Origin of the sequence: Pseudoprimorskyibacter insulae, from assembly GCF_900302505.1 — a bacterium.
In the GTDB taxonomy this organism is placed as follows: domain Bacteria; phylum Pseudomonadota; class Alphaproteobacteria; order Rhodobacterales; family Rhodobacteraceae; genus Pseudoprimorskyibacter; species Pseudoprimorskyibacter insulae.
On record NZ_OMOJ01000004.1, the window covers coordinates 49,234 to 69,805 of the forward strand.

General features: G+C 60.7%; 10 protein-coding genes and 1 tRNA gene. 4 read left to right on the forward strand and 7 right to left on the reverse strand.

Going from position 1 to position 20,572, the window contains the following annotated elements; genetic code table 11:
* Window positions 1-60: 60 nt before the first annotated feature.
* Window positions 61-669, forward strand: a complete 609-nt coding sequence (locus PRI8871_RS10880) for a nucleotidyltransferase family protein (protein WP_108886502.1) — start codon at window positions 61-63, stop codon at window positions 667-669.
* Here the strand turns inward: PRI8871_RS10880 and PRI8871_RS10885 are convergent.
* From PRI8871_RS10885 to PRI8871_RS10895, 3 genes are all read right to left on the reverse strand, one after another.
* Window positions 645-8,252: a Hint domain-containing protein gene (locus PRI8871_RS10885; protein ID WP_108886257.1), complete on the reverse strand. Its 7,608-nt coding sequence runs from the start codon at window positions 8,250-8,252 to the stop codon at window positions 645-647. The genes PRI8871_RS10880 and PRI8871_RS10885 overlap by 25 nt on opposite strands.
* Window positions 8,253-8,766: 514 nt before the next feature.
* Window positions 8,767-13,347 carry an Ig-like domain-containing protein gene (locus PRI8871_RS10890; RefSeq protein ID WP_181389443.1) on the reverse strand — a complete coding sequence of 1,527 codons (4,581 nt, stop codon included), beginning with the start codon at window positions 13,345-13,347 and terminating at the stop codon, window positions 8,767-8,769.
* A gap of 865 nt (window positions 13,348-14,212) precedes the next feature.
* Window positions 14,213-14,298: transfer RNA gene (locus PRI8871_RS10895), tRNA-Leu, on the reverse strand.
* Between the two features lie 120 nt (window positions 14,299-14,418).
* Between PRI8871_RS10895 and PRI8871_RS10900 the strand changes: the two genes are divergently transcribed.
* The 3 genes from PRI8871_RS10900 to PRI8871_RS10910 all read left to right on the forward strand — a co-directional run bounded on the left by PRI8871_RS10900 (window position 14,419) and on the right by PRI8871_RS10910 (window position 15,900).
* Window positions 14,419-14,997, forward strand: a complete 579-nt coding sequence (locus PRI8871_RS10900; protein WP_108886259.1) for a YqaA family protein — start codon at window positions 14,419-14,421, stop codon at window positions 14,995-14,997.
* Window positions 14,994-15,455 (forward strand): disulfide bond formation protein B, encoded by a 462-nt coding sequence (locus tag PRI8871_RS10905; RefSeq protein WP_108886260.1) that lies wholly within the window; start codon window positions 14,994-14,996, stop codon window positions 15,453-15,455. The genes PRI8871_RS10900 and PRI8871_RS10905 overlap by 4 nt, the downstream gene beginning before the upstream one ends.
* A gap of 106 nt (window positions 15,456-15,561) precedes the next feature.
* Window positions 15,562-15,900 carry a rhodanese-like domain-containing protein gene (locus PRI8871_RS10910; RefSeq protein ID WP_181389444.1) on the forward strand — a complete coding sequence of 113 codons (339 nt, stop codon included), beginning with the start codon at window positions 15,562-15,564 and terminating at the stop codon, window positions 15,898-15,900.
* A gap of 19 nt (window positions 15,901-15,919) precedes the next feature.
* Here the strand turns inward: PRI8871_RS10910 and lpdA are convergent, their stop codons facing one another.
* The 4 genes from lpdA to queA form a co-directional block, all read right to left on the reverse strand.
* Window positions 15,920-17,311 (reverse strand): dihydrolipoyl dehydrogenase, encoded by a 1,392-nt coding sequence (lpdA, locus tag PRI8871_RS10915; protein WP_108886262.1) that lies wholly within the window; start codon window positions 17,309-17,311, stop codon window positions 15,920-15,922.
* 164 nt (window positions 17,312-17,475) lie between these two features.
* On the reverse strand, window positions 17,476-18,057 hold the full coding sequence (locus tag PRI8871_RS10920) for a DUF924 family protein (protein WP_108886263.1): 582 nt from the start codon (window positions 18,055-18,057) through the stop codon (window positions 17,476-17,478).
* Window positions 18,058-18,154: 97 nt separating this feature from the next.
* On the reverse strand, window positions 18,155-19,429 hold the full coding sequence (locus PRI8871_RS10925) for an MFS transporter (protein ID WP_108886264.1): 1,275 nt from the start codon (window positions 19,427-19,429) through the stop codon (window positions 18,155-18,157).
* A gap of 96 nt (window positions 19,430-19,525) precedes the next feature.
* Entirely contained in the window at window positions 19,526-20,572 is a 1,047-nt protein-coding gene (gene queA, locus PRI8871_RS10930) for a tRNA preQ1(34) S-adenosylmethionine ribosyltransferase-isomerase QueA (protein ID WP_108886265.1), read from the reverse strand.

Genomic DNA, 20,572 nt, shown 5'->3' on the forward strand with positions numbered 1-20,572 from the left:
TGGTTCCGTTAAACTTAGGTCGTCGCAGTGTTTTTTCCTCAAAGCCGTTATGCTGGCGCCATGACACTCGCCATCTTGATTCCCGCCGCTGGGTTTGGCCGCCGTATGGCCGGGGCTGACAAGCTGCTGCAACCCATTGACGGCACGCCGATTTTGCGGATCGTTGCCGAACGCGCCTTGCAGGTCGCGGCCTTTGTGATTGTCTCGGTGCCCGACACCGATCATCCGCGCGCCTTGGCCTGCCGGGATCTACCGGTGCGCTTGGTGCCGGTGCCGGATCGCGATGACGGCATGGCCGCATCCTTGCGGCGCGGCGTTGGCGTTCTGCCACCCGCATGCACCGGCCTGATGATCCTGCCCGCCGATATGCCGGATCTGAGCGCCGCCGATCTGGCCCGCATTGCCAAAGCCTTTGCCGATGCGCCCGCGCAGATCTGCCAAGCCACCGCCAATGACGGCACGCCCGGACATCCGGTGGTGTTTCCGGCCGATTGCTTTGATGCCATCGCGCAATTGCAGGGGGATATGGGCGCGCGGTCGGTGCTAAAGGCCAATGCCAACCGGGTTCAGCGGATCGCCCTGCCCGGCCAGCACGCGCTGACCGATCTCGACACACCCGAGGCATGGGCGGCTTGGCGCGCCGATCAAGAGGCTTTGCGCAGCCCGTAAAGTTCATTGGCTAACGCCCGAGCCTGATGCGACCGCAACACCATACGCGCCGCCGGGAAATGGCCAAAGCCTTCGGGCTGTTCCAACTCGGGGAAAATTTCAAACAATTCAGACCGTTGCGCATCATCAAGCGCGCCCACGGTCTGGCTGCCGGGCTGAAAGCTCTCGCTCCAGATGCCGTCGCTTTCGACGATTTCGTGCTGATCGAACATGATGTGCCGATAGCTGACACCGCGGCGCGGCTGGACCTGCGAAATACCCGGTACTTTGACCAGATCCTTGGCAGCGATCAGCACTTCCGCCTCTCCGAACCACAGCATCGCCGTTGGCCCCGACAGCATCACCCGGTGTTGCGGCGAGAGCAGCATATCGCGCTGCGGCCGCCCCGGACCAAGCGCGCCTGCACGAATGCGGATCGGGCAAAGATGTTCGGACTGGCGCAGATCGCGGAAGGTGAAATGCCGCCCCCCCGACCAGCGCACCGGGCAGAACCCGTTGTCACGCGTCAGAACCATATCGCCCACGCGAATGTCTTCGACCGGGATATCCCCCCGCGCAGTCTTGATCAGGGTACCATCGGTAAAACAGGCGGTATAGGCGACCGTCTCAAACTCCGAGAAGGTCAGGACCGACCCGTCAAGCCATGTGACCGTGCCGCTTTCGGCGGTGGCGAAATCGATCGTCGCCGGGCCGATGATGTTCAGCGTATCGCCTGCGGTTTCGCCGCCCTCGCCGCCCGACGCGATCAGCGTGCCGCCCGCCACATCATCGCGCGAGACATTGACAACATCGTCGCCATCACCGCCGCTGACCACATCGTCTTCGCCTGCGGTGATCGTATCGTTGCCGGCCCCGCCTTCCAGTATATCGGCATCGGCACCGCCGGTCAGAACGTCATTGCCATCGCCGCCGACAAGGGAGTCATTTCCGGTGCCGCCGGTCAGAACATCGTTGCCATCGGCCCCGATCAGCGTGTCATTGCCCGCCCCGCCATCAAGCGTGTCATTCGTGCCGCCGGATTCGACCGCCGTCAGCTGAATGTTGCGGACCTCCTGAAGGTTGCTTGCCCCGCCGGTGCGGCCCATCAGCCCGAAATAGACGTCCGTTCCGCCGCCAAGAACATCGGTCAGATCCTGTGCGCTGAACCCGTCGCCATTGGCATCGCCAACGTCAAAGACCACCGTTTCCAGCGTAACGCTATCCAGTGAATAGCTAAGCGTGCTGGTCGCGGCATTCCAAGTGACCGACACATCATGCCATGCCGCATCTTCCAGGTTGTCGACCTGCGCCGCAGCCGAGGTCGCGGCTGTGACAACGCCGCCCCCGGTGTCATACTGGCCATAGACCTGCGTATGATCTTTGCCGACTTCATTGGCGACACCGTCCTCAAACCCCGGACCGTTATAGTGGGTGTCAAACTCAATCCTGATCGCATTGTCGACCTGCCACGGACCGCCAGTGTAAAGTTCACCGTTTTCGGCATAGGCGTCATTGGTGTGCATAAACCAATTGATGCCATCGGCCCCGCCGTCATTGGCGCCAAAGAAGGCCTCAAACGACATGGTGAAATCAGATCCAAGGTCAAACGTCGCCTCAGTCTGGATCGTACCAAGCTGGTTGCCGGTGTCGGTGGTCAGCGTGAATTTGTTGTCGACATCGTCAAAGCTGGCAGACAGGGCCACGGATAGCGCGGGTTCCTGGCCGTCCACATCGCCGCCAGACAGGAAATCCGCGCCATCGCCGCCGCTTAGGCTATCGGCACCGCCGTCACCGTAAATCGTGTCATTGCCGGTGCCGCCCAGAATGGTATCTGCGCCAAGCCCGCCATCCAGCAGGTCGTTGCCGCCTTGGAACGAAATATAATCGTTCCCCGCATCGCCATAGACTTGGTCCGCAGAATTGCCCGAGGTCTCGGTCGAGATGATCGAGTCATTGCCCGTCCAGCCGTAGATGACGTCATTCGCGCCGACCGCCTCTTCGCCCGCGTTGATCGTGTCATCGCCCGCACCGCCCAGAAGCGTATCGGCCCCGTCGCCACCGTCGATAATGTCATTGCCATCGCCCGCGTCGATGCTATCGGCCAAATCACTGGCAACGACGCTATCGCCGCCCAGCCCCGTCGCGATGGACAAAGCGCCTGTGCTGGCACCGCCGGCAACGGTGTCGTTGAAATCCGTGTAAAGGATCTGTTCAATTTCGCTGAACGAAACCGTGTCCGTGCCCATGACGATGGTGCCGGATTCGGGCGTAGAATAGGTGACTGTGACCGGGCCGGTCAGATTGGTCAGGTCGATGATATCAAGGTCGGTGCCGGTTTCGCCGCCGGTGATCGTGTCATTTCCGAACCCGTCGAACAGGTAGAACGTATCGGCATCGCCGCCGCCAAGCAGCGCGTCATTGCCCGCGCCGCCCGTTAGCGTATCGGCCCCGTCGCTGCCCGTCAGGCTGTCGTCATTGGCGCCGCCATTGAGAAGGTCCGCGCCGGTGCCGCCCTCAAGCGAGTCATCGCCATCGCCACCGTAAAGGCTATCGTTGCCCGCGCCGCCAATGACGCTATCGGCACCGCCAAGGGCATTGATCAGGTCGGCGTCATCGCCTGCGTCAATCGTGTCGCCGCCAGAGCCGCCGAAATAGGTGTCATTTCCGGCCAGCAGATTGACCGTTTCGCCGCTGGTATTGTCGGTCCTGTCGGCGGTGTCGGCCTGATTGGTGAGCGTAAACCGTTCGATCTGCGAAAAGCTAAGCGTATCGCCGCCATCGGTGACGGTGCCCGCCTCAGCCCCGGCATCGGCAATCGTGACACCCACCGTCAGCGCGCTCAGGTCGATATGGTCACTGTCGGTGCCGGTCGATATGCCTTCGCCGCCGGCAATCGTATCCGTCCCGAAATCATCCGCGATGACAAAGGTGTCTTCGTCATCCCCGCCCGTCAGGCTGTCATTGCCGGTGCCGCCCACCAGCGTATCGGCCCCAGAGCCTGCAACAATCGTGTCGTTGCCAACACCGCCCACCAGCGAGTCATTGCCGCCGCCGCCGTCGATGCTGTCATTGCCGTCATTGCCAAAGACCGTGTCGGTGCCATCGCTAGCATTCAGGCTATCGCCCGCCGCCGAACCGCGCAGAAGGTCGTCGCCGCCTGCCGTGGCCAGAATGGTGACCGACCCGCCCGCCGCGCTGGCATCAAGCGTGTCATTCCCCGTCCCGTCGGTGATCTTTTCGATCTGGCTAAAGGTGATCGTGTCGCCGCCCGATACGACCGTCCCCGCCTCGGGGCCGGACCATGTGACGACGGCGTCGGTGGTCAGCCCGCTCAGGTCCAGCAGGTCACCGTTGGTTTCGCCGGTTTCACCGCCGGTGATCGTGTCATTGCCAAAGACATTGGTGATGTAGAACGTATCATCCCCGCCGCCACCTTCCAGCGTATCGGCCCCGCCGCCGCCGGCCAGAATGTCGTTGTCATTTCCGCCGCTTAGATTGTCCGCCGCGTCCGATCCGACCAGCGTATCATTGCCATCCATCCCCGATATGGTGGCCCCGCCTGCGGCGATGGTGATGCTGTCGTCGCCGTCAAAGCCAAGGATAATGGTTCCGGCGGTTGTGGTGATCGTATCGTTGAAATTCGATGCATCGATCTGGTCGATATCGGTCAGAACATCGCCCTGCGCATCGCCGCCGCTTTCGGCCAAGACATCCGACAGGTCGATATCCACGCCCGCAGTGGACGAGCCGTAAAGCGCAATCGCCCAGTTGCTGCCGGTGCCAACAATCGTATCGGCGCCAAGCCCGCCCTCTAGGTAGTCATGGGTTCCGCCTGTCCCGGCCAAAAGGCTATCGTCGCCCGCGCCGCCATTGATCGTATCATCGCCCGCGCCGCCATCGACCGTATCATTGCCCGACCCGAGCGTCGCCTGATCGCCATCCGCGCCAAGGTCGATCGACAGGCCTGACCCGTCCAGCGACAGGTTCAGCGTGTCGGCATAGGCGGTCAGGGTCATCGCCTCGATCTGGCTATAGGTGCCCGAGGTCGTGCCAAAGCTGATTGTCCCGGCCTCATCCCCCGTTGCCGTGACTGTCGCGCCCGAGGTGCCGCCCCAATTGCCGAATTGCAGCACGTCGATATCCGTGCCGCCTTCGCCGCCGATAAACGTGTCGCTGGTGTGATCGTCGGCCACCACCAGCGTGTCAGACCCGGACCCGCCATCCATATAGCCGGTGGCCCCAAGCTGCGAATCGAGCGAATCGTCCCCCGCCCCACCATAGAGCGAGTCACTGCCCAGCCCCGACAGGATCGTGTCATTGCCGTCACCGCCGTAGACCACGTCGGACTGCGATCCGGTGGTGATCGAATCGTTGCCGTCATTGGCGTAGATCGTGCTATCGGCGGCGTTGAAGAAGCCGTTCAGCGTGTCGTTGCCATCGGTCAGGATGACCTGTTCGATGCCCGAAAAGCTGACCGTATCGGTTCCATCCGTCGCGGTGCCGGTCTGAGCGCCCGAAAACACCACGTTGATGGGCGCTGTAACGGCGCTGAAATCAAGCGCATCCGTACCCGCGCCGCCCACCACCGTATCGTTGCCGAAACTGTCCTGGAACACGATGGAGTCATTGCCATCGCCCGCGTTGATATAATCCGCGCCCTCCCCGCCATTGATCGTGTCATCGCCCGAGATCTGAACAACACTGGCCCCATGCGTGCCCCAGGTGTTGGTGGCCGCAAGCGGCACATCAGAGGCTGTATAAAGGACGACGTTGCCGTCATCCTGCACGCCGAGATATTCCGCCGTGGTTGTGCCGACATTGATGACTGTTCCGCCCGCCGCATTCAGCGCAACAAGATCGCCGCCTTGGATCACCAGCCGGTCAACGCCAGTTACGGCGACGCCGAACAAGTTGTCATATTCCGGGATACCGTCGGAATTGGTGTCGTGGAAAAAGACGACATTGCCATCCCAGGTAACCGCAACGCCCGTTTCGCCGTCATTGGCGTAATAGGCCTGTCCCCGGTAAAGAACATCACCTGTGTGCAATTGATCTGGCAACACCGCAAACGTAGCGGTCGAATAGCTGTCGCCGATGGTGTCGTCGCCGATGCCGCCGCTTAGGCTATCGTTGCCTTCGCCACCGATGATGACGTCATTGCCCGCGCCGCCATCGATGGTATCCGCACCGTCTTGGCCCAGCACCGTGTCATTCGCCGCGCCCGCCACGACCGAGTCATTGCCAAGCCCCGCCATAACGCGGTCGGCATCGCTACCGCCCGCGCCATCGTTGGCGTCAATCCGGTCGCCATCACGCAGGTCGACATAGGCCGCGTCAATGACATCGTCATTCGCTGTGCCGTCAACAATCAAGTCAGAGGTCGCACCGGGAATGCCCATGGCGACAAGCTCAGAATATCCAACCTGCGCGGGTGCCACGCCAACCAGCGTGATGCTTTCGCCGCCCGTAAAGGTCAGGACCGCATCGCCATTGCCATCGGCAGCAACCGTCACATCGGCGGTGGTGACCGGCGTTGTCCCGCCATCCGATGTCAGGCCAGTGACATCCAGCCGATCCTCCGTTGTGCCATCGCCGCTATCGGTGAGGTTGAAGCCGGTGACCGTGTCATTGCCAGACCCATCGGCCAGCACCACAGTATCGCGGCCGCCGCCCAGAGTGATCGTCTCAATCTCGGTGAAGCTGGCGGTGTCGGTGCCGTCGCTGAATGTGCCCGTCTCGGCGTTGGCATTGCTAAGATCAACCGTCAGGTCCGACGTGACCCCGGACAGGTCCAGCGTGTCGCCATTGGTTTGACCGGCAGATCCGCCATCAATCGTGTCGGTGCCGAACTGGTCCGACACGGCAATGGTGTCATCGCCATCCCCGCCCGAGACTGAGTCATTGCCAAAGCCGCCGTACAGCAGGTCATTGCCTGCCTGCCCAAAGAGCGAGTCATTGCCCGCCCCACCTTGCAGCGTGTCATTCCCGCCGCCGGCATAAAGGCTATCCTGATCGTCCCCACCCGAAAGCGAATCCGCCTCCGAGCCGCCGATCAGCATATCGTTTCCCTGACCGCCGATCAGCGTATCGCTGGACCCGTCATCGGCATTGACCGGCGGGTTCGAATTCCAACCCGCAGCGGCGGCGGCAAGGCCTGCCACATCAAAGCCGATGATGTAATCGTCGCCGCGCCCGCCATCGATCCAATCGGCCCCGTCGCTGCCTTCGAACCGGTCATTGCCATCGTCGCCGTAAAGGAAATCATCGCCGCGATCCCCGGCGATTTCGTCATCGCCCGCCCCGCCCGAAATGACATCGGCCCCATCGGCGGTGTTGTTGTTCCCATCTTCGCCGGTGAGCGTGTCATTGCCGTCACCGCCCATGATGGTGTCAGCGCCAAGCTTACCCCGCAGCGTGTCATCCGCACCGTAGCCGATGATGATATCGTCACCCGCCCCGGTCTGAATGAAATTCGCGCCATCATCCCCCGAGGTGACCCCCGCGCCCGTATCGGGAATGCCAATCGCCAGAAGCGCCGCATCTGTCGACAGCGATGCCGCGCTGACCCCATCGAGCGTGATCGACCCATCGGCCCCAAAATTCAGAACCGCATTGCCCGACCCATCCGCCGATACCGACACATCGGCAACGGTGACCTTGGCGCCGACACCATTGAGCAGATCGGACACATCCAGCACATCGCCCGGCACCCAATGCCCGCCGCCCAGATCGGTTGGGCCTTCGAAGTCATAGATCGTGTCATTGCCGTCATTGTCGTCGAAATAGACAACATCACGGGCCCCATCGCCTGCGCCAAGGTAATAGGTGTCGTTGCCGCCACCCATATCGAAATGATCCGCCTCGGCCCCGCCCTTGGCGACAAGGTCATTGCCGGCCGTTCCGGTGAAATTGTCGGAATTCGCCGTGCCGATGATTTCTTCGATATCGGTGTAACTGACCGAATTGGCCCCGCTGGTGACCGTGCCATCGTCATTCGACGACATGACAACATCAATCCCGTCATCAACGGCGGAAAAATCCATGACGTCGTAATTGGTGCCGATCGCAACGGTGTTCTGACCGTCCGCGACATCGGTGCCAAAGTCGGATTCAAACACGAACAGATCCGCGTCCTGTTCGCCGAACATCCAGTCATTGCCGGTGCCGCCATAGATCGTATCCGACCCTTCGCCGGAATAGATCAGGTCGCCGCCCCCGCCGCCGTACAGCAGGTTCGCCCCGTTCAGGTTGGACCCGTTGATATCGTCGATCGTATCGTTGCCATCGCCGCCAATGACAGTGTTGTTGCCGGTGCCGAACTGAATATTGGAACCGCCATCACCGGCGATCCAGCCATGCACATTCGACAGCAGCGAGGTGCCGGCCATCGTGGCATTCGGCGCACCGCCAAAGGTAGAATCTCCGATGATGAACCAAGTGCCACCAAAGTTGATCGCAATTTCACCCGTCTGGGTGGTCACATTGACGTTGTAGGTGGATGGCAGCGCCGAGAAGTCGATGGTGTGCGTGCCCGAGCTGATGTCGATCGCAGACCAGAAGGCGGCATCATTCCAGTTTGAGGTTGTGACGGTAAACGTAGCCATTACGCGACCCAAGCCCCGCTATGGACCGCGCCGCGCCGCGCATCGCTGCGCATGCCTGTTTTATCTGCATCACCCAGAAACAATACTACGTTTTCCAAACCAGAGGACTGCCCGTCCGTTCACGTTTAAATGACGGATTTTTTTGGCGAAATTGAGCATTTCCAGCGATGATTTTGGGCGATTCTTGCTTTCACAATTGTTTATTCGATTCGAAAGGTGCGGACGGATTACACCTTACCCGACTAACGTCACGAAAATTATCTTTGGATATTCATAGACTTGCCCGAAATACCACGCGAAACGCTGGTCTGAGGCCTGAAAAATTTGAACGAAAAAATGCGGCGGAAAAACGGCGACTCTTCGAACAGTCATAGCGCAAGACCCGGCATTGTTGCGAATACCGGACCAAATATCTGATGCCACAAAATTGAAAAGCGGGATGGCCAAACCATCCCGCTTTCCGGCCTTTCCCCTTTGGTCCCCACCGCCGGGAAAGGCATGCTGCAGTCTTTTATCAGCCCACCAAAAGCAGCGCTTCGTGGCGCTTCAGCGACCGGCGTGCTGACTGATAGGTTTCCAGACCTTCTTCCGTCGCAAGCTCCGGGAAAAGCTCCAGAATTTCGTTGCGCTGCGCGTTGCCAATGCCCTTCAGGCTGTAGTCGCCCGGCTGGAAGCTTTCGGTCCAGGCACCGTTCGACAGGATGACCTCGTGACGGTCGAACATCACGTGGATGTAGCCCACACCATCGGCATCTACTTCGCTCACACCGTCCAGACCGGTCAGGTGCTTGGCCGCGACCAGAACTTCACGCTCTTCGAAGTAGAGCGCTGTCTTGTCGTTGCTGACCAGAACGCGGTGGTTCGGCGAAACCAGCAGATCGGTTTCCGGCAGACCGTTGCCCAGTGCGCCCTTGCGGATCAGGATGGGGCGCAGGTGCGGATTGCGCGCCAGATCGTCAGCGCCCAGATCCTTGCGGCCAACCCAAGCCAGCGTCTGGATGCCATTGTCACGGGTGATCACGCGGTCACCGGGCTGAAGGTCTTCGACCTTACGTTCGCCCATCGGCGTTGCGATCATCGTGCCCGGCGTAAAGCAGGGAATGACGTTTTCGATCTCTTCGAAAGTCATGGTCGAGATCGGTGCCGACCCGTCGGTGCGGGTGTCGTCGAAGAATTCGACATAACCGTCTTCGCGGTCTTGCGAGGTGTAAACCACGCGCAGGCTGCCGCCGGTCGGAGCCGAGCCACGCAGATCCAGCGTGTCGTAATCCAGCGGACGACCATCTGCACCCAGACCTGCCGGGCCATCGCCACCATCAACCACGTCGCCAGCGGTCGCGCCGACAATCGCATCGCGGCCATCCCCGCCCGAGATCGTGTCAGCACCGTCGCCACCGATCAGCGTGTCATCGCCATCACCGCCGTCCAGCACGTCTTCGTCGATGCCGCCGTTCAGGCTATCGTCGCCGGTGCCACCGATCAGGGTGTCATCGTCATCGCCGCCAATCAGCGTATCGTCGCCTGCCCCGCCAATGATCGAGTCGCGGTCATTGTTGGTCAGCGGATCGGTCGCATCAAGGATCGCCAGCGCAGCCGGGGCCGAGCCGTCGATATAGTCGTTGCCGTCGCCGCCATCCAGCGTATCAGCGCCGTGGCCACCCAGGATCGAGTCCCCACCTTCGCCGCCATCAACAAGGTCATCGTCGATGCCCGCGTCGATGGTGTCGTTGCCGGTACCGCCCAGAATGGTGTCGGCATCGTCGCCGGTCTGGATGCTGTCATTGCCAGCACCGCCATCAACCAGATCGCGACCATCGTCTTTGTTCGGATCGCTGGTGAAGCCCAGGATCGGCAGGTTCGGATCGTCACCCGCATAGTCCGAGAAGGTGTCGATGCCCGCAATGATCGTGTCATTGCCCTGACCGCCATTGATCGTGTCCGAGCCCTGAACGTCGGTGATGCTGTCATCGCCATCGCCGCCATCCACAAGGTCATCGTCGATGCCTGCTTCGATGGTGTCATTGCCGGTGCCACCGTTGATGGTGTCATCGTCATCGCCGGTGCGGATGATGTCATTGCCCGCGCCGCCGTCAACGCTGTCCAGATCGTCCGAGGGATCTGGATCTTCGTCATTGCCGTTCAGCGGATCAAGGTTCTGCTGGCCTGCCGGAACCGGGAAGACATCGGTGTCGATCCGCGGGTTCGAGCCGCCGGTGTCGATCACGTCATTGTCGTCGCCGCCGTCAACGGTGTCGCTGCCTTCGCCTGCGGTGATGGTGTCATCGCCGTCGCCACCACGAATGCTGTCGTCGTCACCCGTGGTGCCCGGCAGGATCGCGTCGTTGTTGTCAACGCGGTCCGGCGGGGTGTCGGGATCGCCAAGATAGTTCTCGTCGATCACGTCATCGCCATTGGTGCCTTCGATGATCCCGTCACGGGCAGGCGTGCCCACGTTGATGGTCACGGTTGCGGTATCGGTGCCGCCGTTGCCGTCAGACACGGTGTAGGTGAACGTGTCCGTTCCGGTGTAGTTGTTGTTCGGCGTATAGGTGACCGTGCCGTCATTGTTGTTGACGACCGTGCCGTTGTTGGCGGTGCCAACCGAAGCAACGGTCAGCGTGTCGCCATCCACATCATCGTCGTTCGCCAGAACGTTGACGGTGATCGCCGTGTTGATCGGCGTGGTGTCGGCGTCGTTGTCCGCCTCCGGGTCGTCGTTCACACCGGCCACATTGACTGTAACCGTGCCAGTGTCTTCGCCGCCTTTGCCGTCAGTCACCTTGTAGGTGAAGGTATCGGTGCCGAAGAAGTTCGGGTTCGGCGTGTAGGACACGGTGCCATCGGCATTCACCTGCGCGGTGCCGTTGGCCGGCTGGGTCACCGACTGAACACGCAGCGTGTCGCCATCCGGGTCGGTGTCGTTGGCCAGCGGGTTGAACGTGATGTCATCGGCGTCTTCATTGCCCGACACGGTGTCATCACCGGCTACCGGAGCGTTGTTGCCGCCAGCATTGCCCACGTTGATGGTCACAGTCGCGGTGTCTTCGCCGCCGTTTCCGTCCTGGACGGTGTAGGTGAAGACATCGTTGCCCAGATAGCCAAGGTTCGGCGTGTAGGTCACGGTGCCGTCGCCATTCAGAACAGCCGTGCCGTTCAGCGGCGCATCCACCGACTTGATCGTCAGGGTGTCGCCATTGGCGTCGGTGTCGTTGGCCAGCAGGTTGGTCAGCGTAAGCGCCGTATCTTCCAGCGTCGAGCCTGTGTCGTTGCCAGCAACCGGTGCGACATTGCCGCCGGTGTTGTCGCCGACATTGACGGTGACCGTTGCCGTGTCAAAGCCGCCTTTGCCATCGGTGATGGTGTAGGTAAAGCTGTCCGGCCCTTCGTAGCCAGCAACCGGGGTATAGACCACGGTGTTGCCCGAAATCACGGCGTTGCCATGGCTGGCGTCGCTGACTTCGGTGATGCTCAGCGCGTCATTGTCGGGGTCCGAGTCATTGCCCAGAACCGGAATGGTCACGGCCTCGCCGGTGCCGGTCGAGATCGTGTCGTTCACCGCATCCGGGGCATTGTTGCCGCCGGTGTTGTTGCTGACATTGACGGTGACAGTCGCCGTATCCTCGCCGCCCTTCCCGTCTTGGACGGTGTAGGTGAAGGTGTCGGTGCCGACGTAGTCCGTGGCCGGGGTGTAGGTCACGGTGCCGTCGCCGTTCAGAACGGCGGTGCCATTGGCAGGCGCATCCACCGACTTGATGGTCAGCGTGTCGCCATTGGCGTCGGTGTCGTTGGCCAGCAGGTTGCTCAGAACGATGCCGTCGTTGATCGTGGTCGAGGCATTGTCGTCGCCCGCAACCGGCGCGATGTTCACGCCGCCGCCATTGCCCACGGTCACCGTCACAGTCGCGGTGTCATAGCCACCGTTGCCGTCGGTCACTTCGTAGGTGAAGGTATCGGTGCCGGTGAAACCGTCATCCGGGGTGTAGATCAGTTCGCCATTGTTGCCAAACTCGGTCCAGCCGTGGGCCGAATCCGGGGCTTCGACGATGGTCAGCGTGTCATTGTCGGCATCGGTGTCATTCGCCAGAACCGGGATCACAACCGAGGTGCTGGGCGCGGTCGAGGCGCTGTCGTCATTGGCGTCAGGTGCGCTGTTGCCAACGGTTTCAACGGTCACTTCCACTTCGCCGGTCGCGGTTGCGCCGTGTTCGTCGCGGATGGTGTAAGTGATGTTGTCCTTGCCGATATAGCCGTCGTTCGGCGTGTAATCGATCGTGCCGTCGCCGTTGACGACCACGGTGCCGTTGTCGGCCATGGCGTCTACAAGGAAAATATCGTCGCCGTCCGGGTCATAGTCATTGGCCAGAACGTCAACGTTGATCGTGGTTTCCAGCTCAGTGCGGGCGCTGTCGTCCACGGCCACCGGCGGGCAGTTTTCATCGTCTTCGTGCCACGCCATCGTGCTGAACTGCACGTTGCTGACCAGCATCGCCTGATTGGCGTCGCCGCCGTTGTTGTAGTCGATCTCGATCTTGCTGACCGGGCCGGGCACAACCACCAGAACCGAGCTTTCGGCATCGTCGAAATCGGTGGTGGAGCCGCCCGAGACGGTATCGCCCGAGGTGGTGACCGACGAACCAGCCGTCAGTTCAACCGGCACTTCGTTGCCGTCTGCGTCATAGGCACGAATGCTAACAACGTCCTGAAAGCTAACGCCGGTCTGGAACTCATCGCCAGCCGAGCCGGTGCCGGTGTCCACGTCCGACAGGCGGAAGCAAACGTTCTGCACGTTGTCGGAATAGAGCGAGGTGTCGGTCGAGCGGAAATCCAGAACCGTGGTCGAGGTGTCCGACAGGCCCGCTGGCGAATTGGCCGCGCTCAGCTTCAGGTGCGAATTGGGATCGAAGGGCTCACCTGCCGAGACATAGCCGGTGGTGTCCGAGGTTGCTGCTGCAGCCGTGGGCGTCTGACCAGTGAAGGTGATGTCAACGGCGACACCATCGGTATCGACGGTTGCGGTCACTGCGTCTGCTGCCGTGTCTGCCAGGGTGGTGCCGTAGGCGCCCAGTTCGCCCCAGTTCAAAACCTTATCAGCCATCTTTCGACCCTCTTTAACTATCCTGTCGGGGGGCATCCCCGATGCCGCTGTTGCGACATGCGGCGCCGCGCGCCGACGAACCAAATTACTTGACCGCCAAATCCGGGATGACACCGACAACGAGAGCACATGCGAGGGACCAGAAGGCAAATCTTCTTCGTCCGCCAAAACGCATGCGTTTCGAACGTCTTACGCACCATCCCTGATGCTTAGGCAGTTCAGTGGCCGCCCCCGTGGCCAGCAGTGTCACCCCCCAGTTGGGCTTGCTGAAACTATTACGTTGAGCGGCCCCCGGCACAAAGCAGAAAATGGCGGAAAAAAGGCACCTTACGCCACATTCCGGTCAGATTCGGCCTGCGTATTGCAACCTAAAATTGCATACCGTTTCCACAAGATGCGACAATGCAAACGGACACACGCCACATATGGGGGATAACAGGCATCTTCGACACATATTCGCCGAACTTTGTTGCCAATTTGAAAACAGTAAAACTCCGCCTCATTTATGCCCAGAACTCTGGGCGCAGTTACGGCAAAAATGTGGCACTCTGTTCAGGAAGACGCATCAATCCGAACACTTCCTTTGGATTGGACATTATTTCTTAAGATACCGGTGCTTGCAGCCGCGAATCGCCCATTTCGGGCTTTGGCCACCCGCCACATTTGGCAAAACGATGGGGTCTCCGCCGCCGCACGCCCCTGCCCGGACTGCCGATGCCTAGCAATCCGCCCATTCAAATTCAACGCAGACGATCTGATTTGAACCGGGGCATTGACCCTGAAAACCCGATCAAACGGCATCACATCGCACAACGAAACATTCGCTGCCGAAAGCGCTCCGTCTGATCTCTGATTTGACGCGAAGTGGTGCCCAAGGCGAGACTCGAACTCGCACGCTGTTACCAGCGGGGGATTTTGAATCCCCTGCGTCTACCATTCCGCCACTTGGGCACGAAGCTGGGTTTAGCCAACCCGATTTGCTTCGTCCAGAGTAAAAACACAAGGCGGCTCACAACTTGACCCCGCGCCCCCTTCGTGGTGAGTGACGGTTGAACAAGTCAGGAGCTGGCGATGCTCAAACGCCTTTACGACCGCACCATGGCCTTGGCCGATCATCCGCAGGCGCTATGGGTGCTGGCGATTGTTGCCTTTGTCGAAAGCTCGGTCTTTCCGATTCCGCCTGACGTGCTGATGATCCCGATGATCTTGGCCAATCCGCGCCGCGCCTGGCTGATTGCGCTGGTGGCGACTGCCGCGTCGGTCATCGGGGGGATGCTGGGCTATGCCATCGGCGCGCTGTTCTATGACAGCATCGGCGAGCCGATCCTAGCCGCGCTTGGCAAGGGCGATGCGATGGCCGCTTTCAACACCAAGTTCAACGATCTGGGCTTCTGGGCCGTGCTGACCGCCGGGATCACGCCCTTCCCCTACAAGGTCATCACAATCATGTCAGGCTGGACGGGCATGCCCTTGGGCACCTTCATAGTGACCTCTATACTGGCCCGCAGCCTTCGCTTTTTCCTTGTGGCCGCCCTGCTCCGCCAATTTGGCGCACCGGTCCGCGACTTCATCGAAAAACGCCTTGGGCTGGTTCTGACATTGTTCGTCGTCATATTGGTCGGCGGCTTCTATCTGGTGAAATTCCTATGACCTTTCGCACCTATACCCTTCTGGCCGCTGCCGGTTCTGCCGCAATGATGCTTGGCGCTTTGGGCTTTCAGTATTTGGGCGAAATGGCCCCGTGCAAACTGTGCTATTGGCAGCGTTACCCGCATATCGCAGCCATCGCGATTGGCGTTCTGGCGCTTGTGCTCGGCTGGCGCTGGCTGGCGGGTTTGGGCGCTTTGGCAGCGTTGGCCACGGCCGGGGTTGGCATGTTCCACACCGGGGTTGAGCGTGGCTGGTGGGAAGGCCCGACGACATGCACGTCGCAGCCCATTGGCGGGCTGTCGACCGACGATCTGCTGAACCAGATCATGGCCGCACCGCTTGTCCGCTGTGATGAGGTCGCATGGGAAATGTTCGGCCTGTCCATGGCCAGCTGGAACGCCGTCGCCTCGCTGGTGCTGGCCGGGATCTGGGTGATGGCCCTGCGGACGCAGCGCTAATATTATTACTTAATATAGCAATAGATATACAATCGCGAATATGTTCACTTCCTGGATCAAGCGTATGACTGGCGCCGTAATGGCGGGGGCCATACGGAGCAAGAAAATGTCCAATCTCCATGAAATCTCGGCCAGCGACGCATTGGCCGGTGTCCAAGCCGGTCGCATCCAACTGTTGGATGTGCGCAACCCGGCTGAGATCGAAGCGAATGGCACCGCCGTCGGCGCGCTGTGCATCCCCCTATCGGCGCTGCGCATCAAGGGCGACCCGAACAGCCCCGAGTTTGACCCGGCGCTGACGGCCCGCCCGACGCTGGCGGTGTTCTGCGCAGTTGGCGCGCGGTCCGCCGCGGCGACCGAACTGCTGAGCGGTTATGGCCACGACGTGCGCGACCTAGGCACGCTGCGCAGCTGGCGTGACGCAGGCGGTGCCACGACCCAGTAACCCGCGATTGCCGGGCGGCCTAGAAATGGATCGCCCGGCCAAACGCGTTCAGCACGCTTTCATGCATCATTTCCGACAGGGTCGGATGCGGGAAGACGGTGTTCATCAGGTCTTGCTCGGTGGTTTCTAACTGACGACCCACCACATAGCCCTGAATCATCTCGGTCACTTCGGCGCCCACCATATGCGCACCAAGCAGCGCCCCGGTTTTCGCATCGAACACGGTTTTCACCATGCCTTCGGGTTCGCCCAAGGCGATGGCTTTGCCGTTGCCGATGAAGGGGAAGCGGCCAACCTTGATGTCATAGCCCTGCTCTTTCGCCTTCGCTTCGGTCAAGCCCACGCTGGCCACCTGCGGATGACAATAGGTGCAGCCCGCGATGCTGCCCGGATCAACGGCATGGGGATGCCCGCCCGCGATCAACTCGGCCACCATCACGCCTTCGTGGCTGGCCTTATGCGCAAGCCACGGGGCGCCTGCCACATCGCCGATGGCATAAAGCCCCTCGACTCCGGTCCGGCAATAGGGGTCGGTCACGACATGCGTCCGTTCCACCTTGGCGCCAAGCGCCTCAAGCCCCAACCCTTCGACGTTGCCGACAATGCCCACGGCGGAAATCACCGTGTCAAACTCTTCGGTGGTGACTTTGCCGCCCTGTTCGATATGGGCAACCACCTTACCCGCGCTGCGATCAAGCTGTTTGACCATGGTCTTTTCCCGGATCACCATGCCCTGCTTTTCGAACTGCTTCTTGGCGAAGGTGCTGATCTCGGCGTCTTCGACGGGCAGGATACGGTCCATCACCTCAACCACGGTCGTCTTGGCCCCAAGCGTGTTGTAGAAGCTGGCAAACTCGATCCCAATCGCGCCCGAGCCGATCACCAGCAGCTTTTGCGGCATATGCGGCGGCACCAGCGCGTGTTTGTACGTCCAAACGCGCTTGCCATCGGCCTCTAGCCCCGGCAGTTCGCGCGCTCGTGCGCCCGTGGCCAGAACGATGGCTTTCGCGGTCAGCTCCTCAACGCCCTTGTCGGTTTTGACCGAAACGCGGCCCTTGGCGGGCAGTGTCGCCTCGCCCATGACGACGGTGACTTTGTTCTTTTTCAGCAGATGCCCAACGCCGGAATTGAGCTGTTTGGCCACCCCGCGTGACCGTTTGACCACCGCGTCGATGTCATAGCCAATTTTTTCTGCACTCAGGCCAAATTCCTTGGCGCGGTGCATCAGGTGGAACACCTCAGACGACCGCAGCAGCGCCTTGGTTGGGATACACCCCCAGTTGAGGCAAATGCCGCCCAGATGTTCGCGTTCGACCACCGCAACCTTCAGGCCAAGCTGCGCCCCCCGGATCGCGGCCACATAGCCGCCCGGTCCCGCGCCGATCACGATCATGTCGAAAGTCTGGGCCATGCGTTCCTCCTTCGCTGTGCTTGATGAGAACGCTAACGTATCCAATTCAAAGCATCAACGGATGGAACGGGGTCGGCCCTAAGGATCATCACATTGCCAAAACGCAAGGCGGCGTTGGGCTTTCCCCCGACGCCGCCGTTTTTTGATAGTTATGCGTTCTTGGATCAGGCCGCCTGTGCCTGAAATTCGCGCAGCGTCAGGCCATAGCCGCCCGCGCCAAGATAGGCCTGTTCGCGTTCGGTTGTATGGCGCGACAGCGCCTCATTCCGGTAGGGGAAGCGCCCGAACTGGCGGATCACTTCGCGGTGGACACGGGCGTGCAACAGGCTGCCCGCGCCGGTTTCCGGCAAGCGTTCCTTCATCAGGCGCACGCAATGGTCCTGATCCTCTTGGCTTTCGGAATGCATCAAGGGCAGATAGAAAAACTGCCGCGCCGGTTCGTCGATCTTCAGATCCCAGCCGCGCGCAATCGCCTGTTTGGCCGCCGCCAGCGCAACGCGATCCGATGCAAAGGCCTGCCCGGTATCGCGGAACATATTGCGCGGGAACTGGTCCAGCAGCAGGATATAGGCCAGCACCCCCGAAGGATACGTCAGCCACAGGCCATAGCGCCCGTCCATTGCCTGCGTCCACATTTCGCCAAACTGATCGCGGATCTTCTGATCCAGTGCGTCGCTACTATTATACCAGCCATTCTGCCCGACTTCATCGAGCCAGAACGAAAGCACCTGTTCCGGTTCTGACATGCCACATTCTCCACCATTGCCCCCAAGACATGCTGGCGATGCTAGTTCCGTTTCGGACCGTTTTTCCAGTCACGAATTACGTCACTCTGTCATATACTTAGAACTGCGACTTATCGGACTCAGGTTCGAGATCTTCCGCCGCCTGATCATGGGCATATTCCTGCGCAGCCTCCAGCGCCACGACCGAGGCCGTGGGCGATACCGGCGCGTAGGATGTGGTGTCCTCAATTGGTTTGGCCGGGCGCTGGGTCATCCGCCAACCGGCATAGCCACTGAGCGCCACGAGGAAGAACGTGATCACCACGAAATACCCGTAAGGCCCGATGACACCCATCAGATAACCGGTGACGATCGGCCCCATAATCGCCCCCAGCCCGTTGATGAAAATCAACCCGCCCGAGGCGGCGGCCATATCCTCATATTCAAGGAAATCATTGGTATAGGCGATCATCAGCGAATAAAGCGGGTTGGTTGTCGCGCCAATGATAAAGGCCGACGCCAACAGCATGATGAACACATGCCCGACCATCCAGCCAATCAGCCCGCCAACCGTCGCCACCAAGGCCACCAATAGGATCAACAAGCGGCGGTCCATCCGATCTGACACCCAACCCAGCGGATACTGAAAGATCGTGGCCCCCACGTAGAAGGACGACACAAAGATCGAGATCTGCCCGATGTTCAGCCCCGCATCGGCGGCAAACACCCCTGCCATGCCGTATTGCGCCGAAAACACCCCGCCCAGCAAGAACATGCCGACGCAGCCCAAGGGCGATGTTTGGTACAGCTTTTTCAGCGTCATCGGCTTGGTCGTCTCAAACGCCGGGGTTGGCGCGACCGACAGAAGGATCGGCGCAAAGCTGATGGAAACAAGAACCGACGGGATGATGAACAGCACGAAACCGGCAGGATCTGCCGTCACCAGCAGCATCTGCGCCATGACGATGCCGATCATCTGCACCATCATATAGAGCGACAGCGCCTTGCCCCGATGTTCATTCGTGACCGAATTGTTCAGCCAGCTTTCGGCGGTGACATAGAGGCCGGAAAAGCAGAACCCGGTCATCACACGGCCAATCGACCATGAAATCGGATCAGTCATCACCGAATAAAGGATCAGGATCGCCGATACGAACGACCCCAGCGCCGCGAACACGCGCACATGGCCCACGCGGCGGATCAACTCCGGCGTCAAACGCGACCCGCCAAGGAAGCCGACGAAATAGCAGGCCATGACCACGGACATCGACAGGGTCGAAAAGCCCTCAAGCGCGCCCCGGACGCCAAGCAGCGTGCCTTGGATGCCGTTGCCCACCATGAGCAGCATCAGCCCAAGCAACAGCGCCCAGGATCCTTTGAAAACGTCAATCATAGCGGCCTCGATTTAGGGGTTCGTCCTTAATGCCGCACAGCAGCATTGCCCGCTGCATCAAAAACGACCCTTCGTAGTGAATTGGCGCATCTGCCGCTAAGGCAGCAGAAGCGACGCATCCCCATAAGAAAAGAACCGATAGCCATTGTCCACCGCATGGCCATAAATCCGGGTGATGCGGTCTTTGCCCATCAGGGCCGACACCAGCATCATCAGGGTGGATTTCGGCAGGTGGAAGTTGGTCATCAGCGCATCGGCCACGCGGAACTGATAGCCGGGATAGATGAAGATATCGGTCTCGCCCTCCCACGGGGCGATCTGGCCACCGGCCGCCGCGCTTTCGATCAGGCGCAGCGCGGTAGTGCCGACGGGGATCACGCGGCCACCATTCGCTTTGGCCTCAGCGATGCGTTTGGCGGCATCCTCGGTCACTTGGCCCCATTCGGCGTGCATCTTGTGTTGGGTCACGTCATCCACCTTGACCGGCAGAAACGTGCCTGCGCCTACATGCAGTGTGACATGGACAAAGCCCACGCCCTTGGCCGCCAATGCCTCAAGCAACGGGGCATCGAAATGCAGCGATGCGGTCGGCGCGGCCACCGCGCCCGAATTGCGCGCCCAGACGGTTTGGTAGTCTTCCTTGTCCTGCGCATCGGCTGGGCGTTTGGCGGCGATATAAGGCGGCAAGGGCATGGCCCCCGCCTCGGCCAGTGCCGCGTCAAAATCATCGCCCGCCAGATTGAACCGTAGCGCCGCCTGCCCATCGGCGCGGCTTTCGACCGTGGCCGACAGCGCGTCCGAGAACCGGATCTCTTCGCCGTCGCGCACCTTTTTCAGCGGTTTAACCAAGGCCGACCACGCACCATCGGCCCGCGGCTCCAGCAAGGTCACCTCGATCCGCGCTTCGGTCATGCCGGTATCGCCCATCCGGCGGCGCAGGCCAGACAGCCGCGCCGGGATCACCTTGGTGTCGTTCAGAACCAACAAGTCACCCGCCCGCAGCCAATCGGGCAGATCGCGCACAATGGCATCGGTGATAGCATCGCCATCTGCCACCAAAAGCCGCGCATAAGAACGCGGTTTGGCCGGACGGGTGGCAATCAGGGTATCGGGCAGGTCGAAATCGAAGTCGGAAAGCTGCAT

Coding starts and splice junctions, on each gene's coding strand:
- PRI8871_RS10880 (WP_108886502.1), top strand. CDS start 61: ATGACACTCGCCATCTTGATTCCCGCCGCTGGGTTTGGCCGCCGTATG.
- PRI8871_RS10885 (WP_108886257.1), bottom strand. CDS start 8,252: ATGGCTACGTTTACCGTCACAACCTCAAACTGGAATGATGCCGCCTTC.
- PRI8871_RS10890 (WP_181389443.1), bottom strand. CDS start 13,347: ATGGCTGATAAGGTTTTGAACTGGGGCGAACTGGGCGCCTACGGCACC.
- PRI8871_RS10900 (WP_108886259.1), top strand. CDS start 14,419: ATGCTCAAACGCCTTTACGACCGCACCATGGCCTTGGCCGATCATCCG.
- PRI8871_RS10905 (WP_108886260.1), top strand. CDS start 14,994: ATGACCTTTCGCACCTATACCCTTCTGGCCGCTGCCGGTTCTGCCGCA.
- PRI8871_RS10910 (WP_181389444.1), top strand. CDS start 15,562: ATGTCCAATCTCCATGAAATCTCGGCCAGCGACGCATTGGCCGGTGTC.
- lpdA (WP_108886262.1), bottom strand. CDS start 17,311: ATGGCCCAGACTTTCGACATGATCGTGATCGGCGCGGGACCGGGCGGC.
- PRI8871_RS10920 (WP_108886263.1), bottom strand. CDS start 18,057: ATGTCAGAACCGGAACAGGTGCTTTCGTTCTGGCTCGATGAAGTCGGG.
- PRI8871_RS10925 (WP_108886264.1), bottom strand. CDS start 19,429: ATGATTGACGTTTTCAAAGGATCCTGGGCGCTGTTGCTTGGGCTGATG.
- queA (WP_108886265.1), bottom strand. CDS start 20,572: ATGCAGCTTTCCGACTTCGATTTCGACCTGCCCGATACCCTGATTGCC.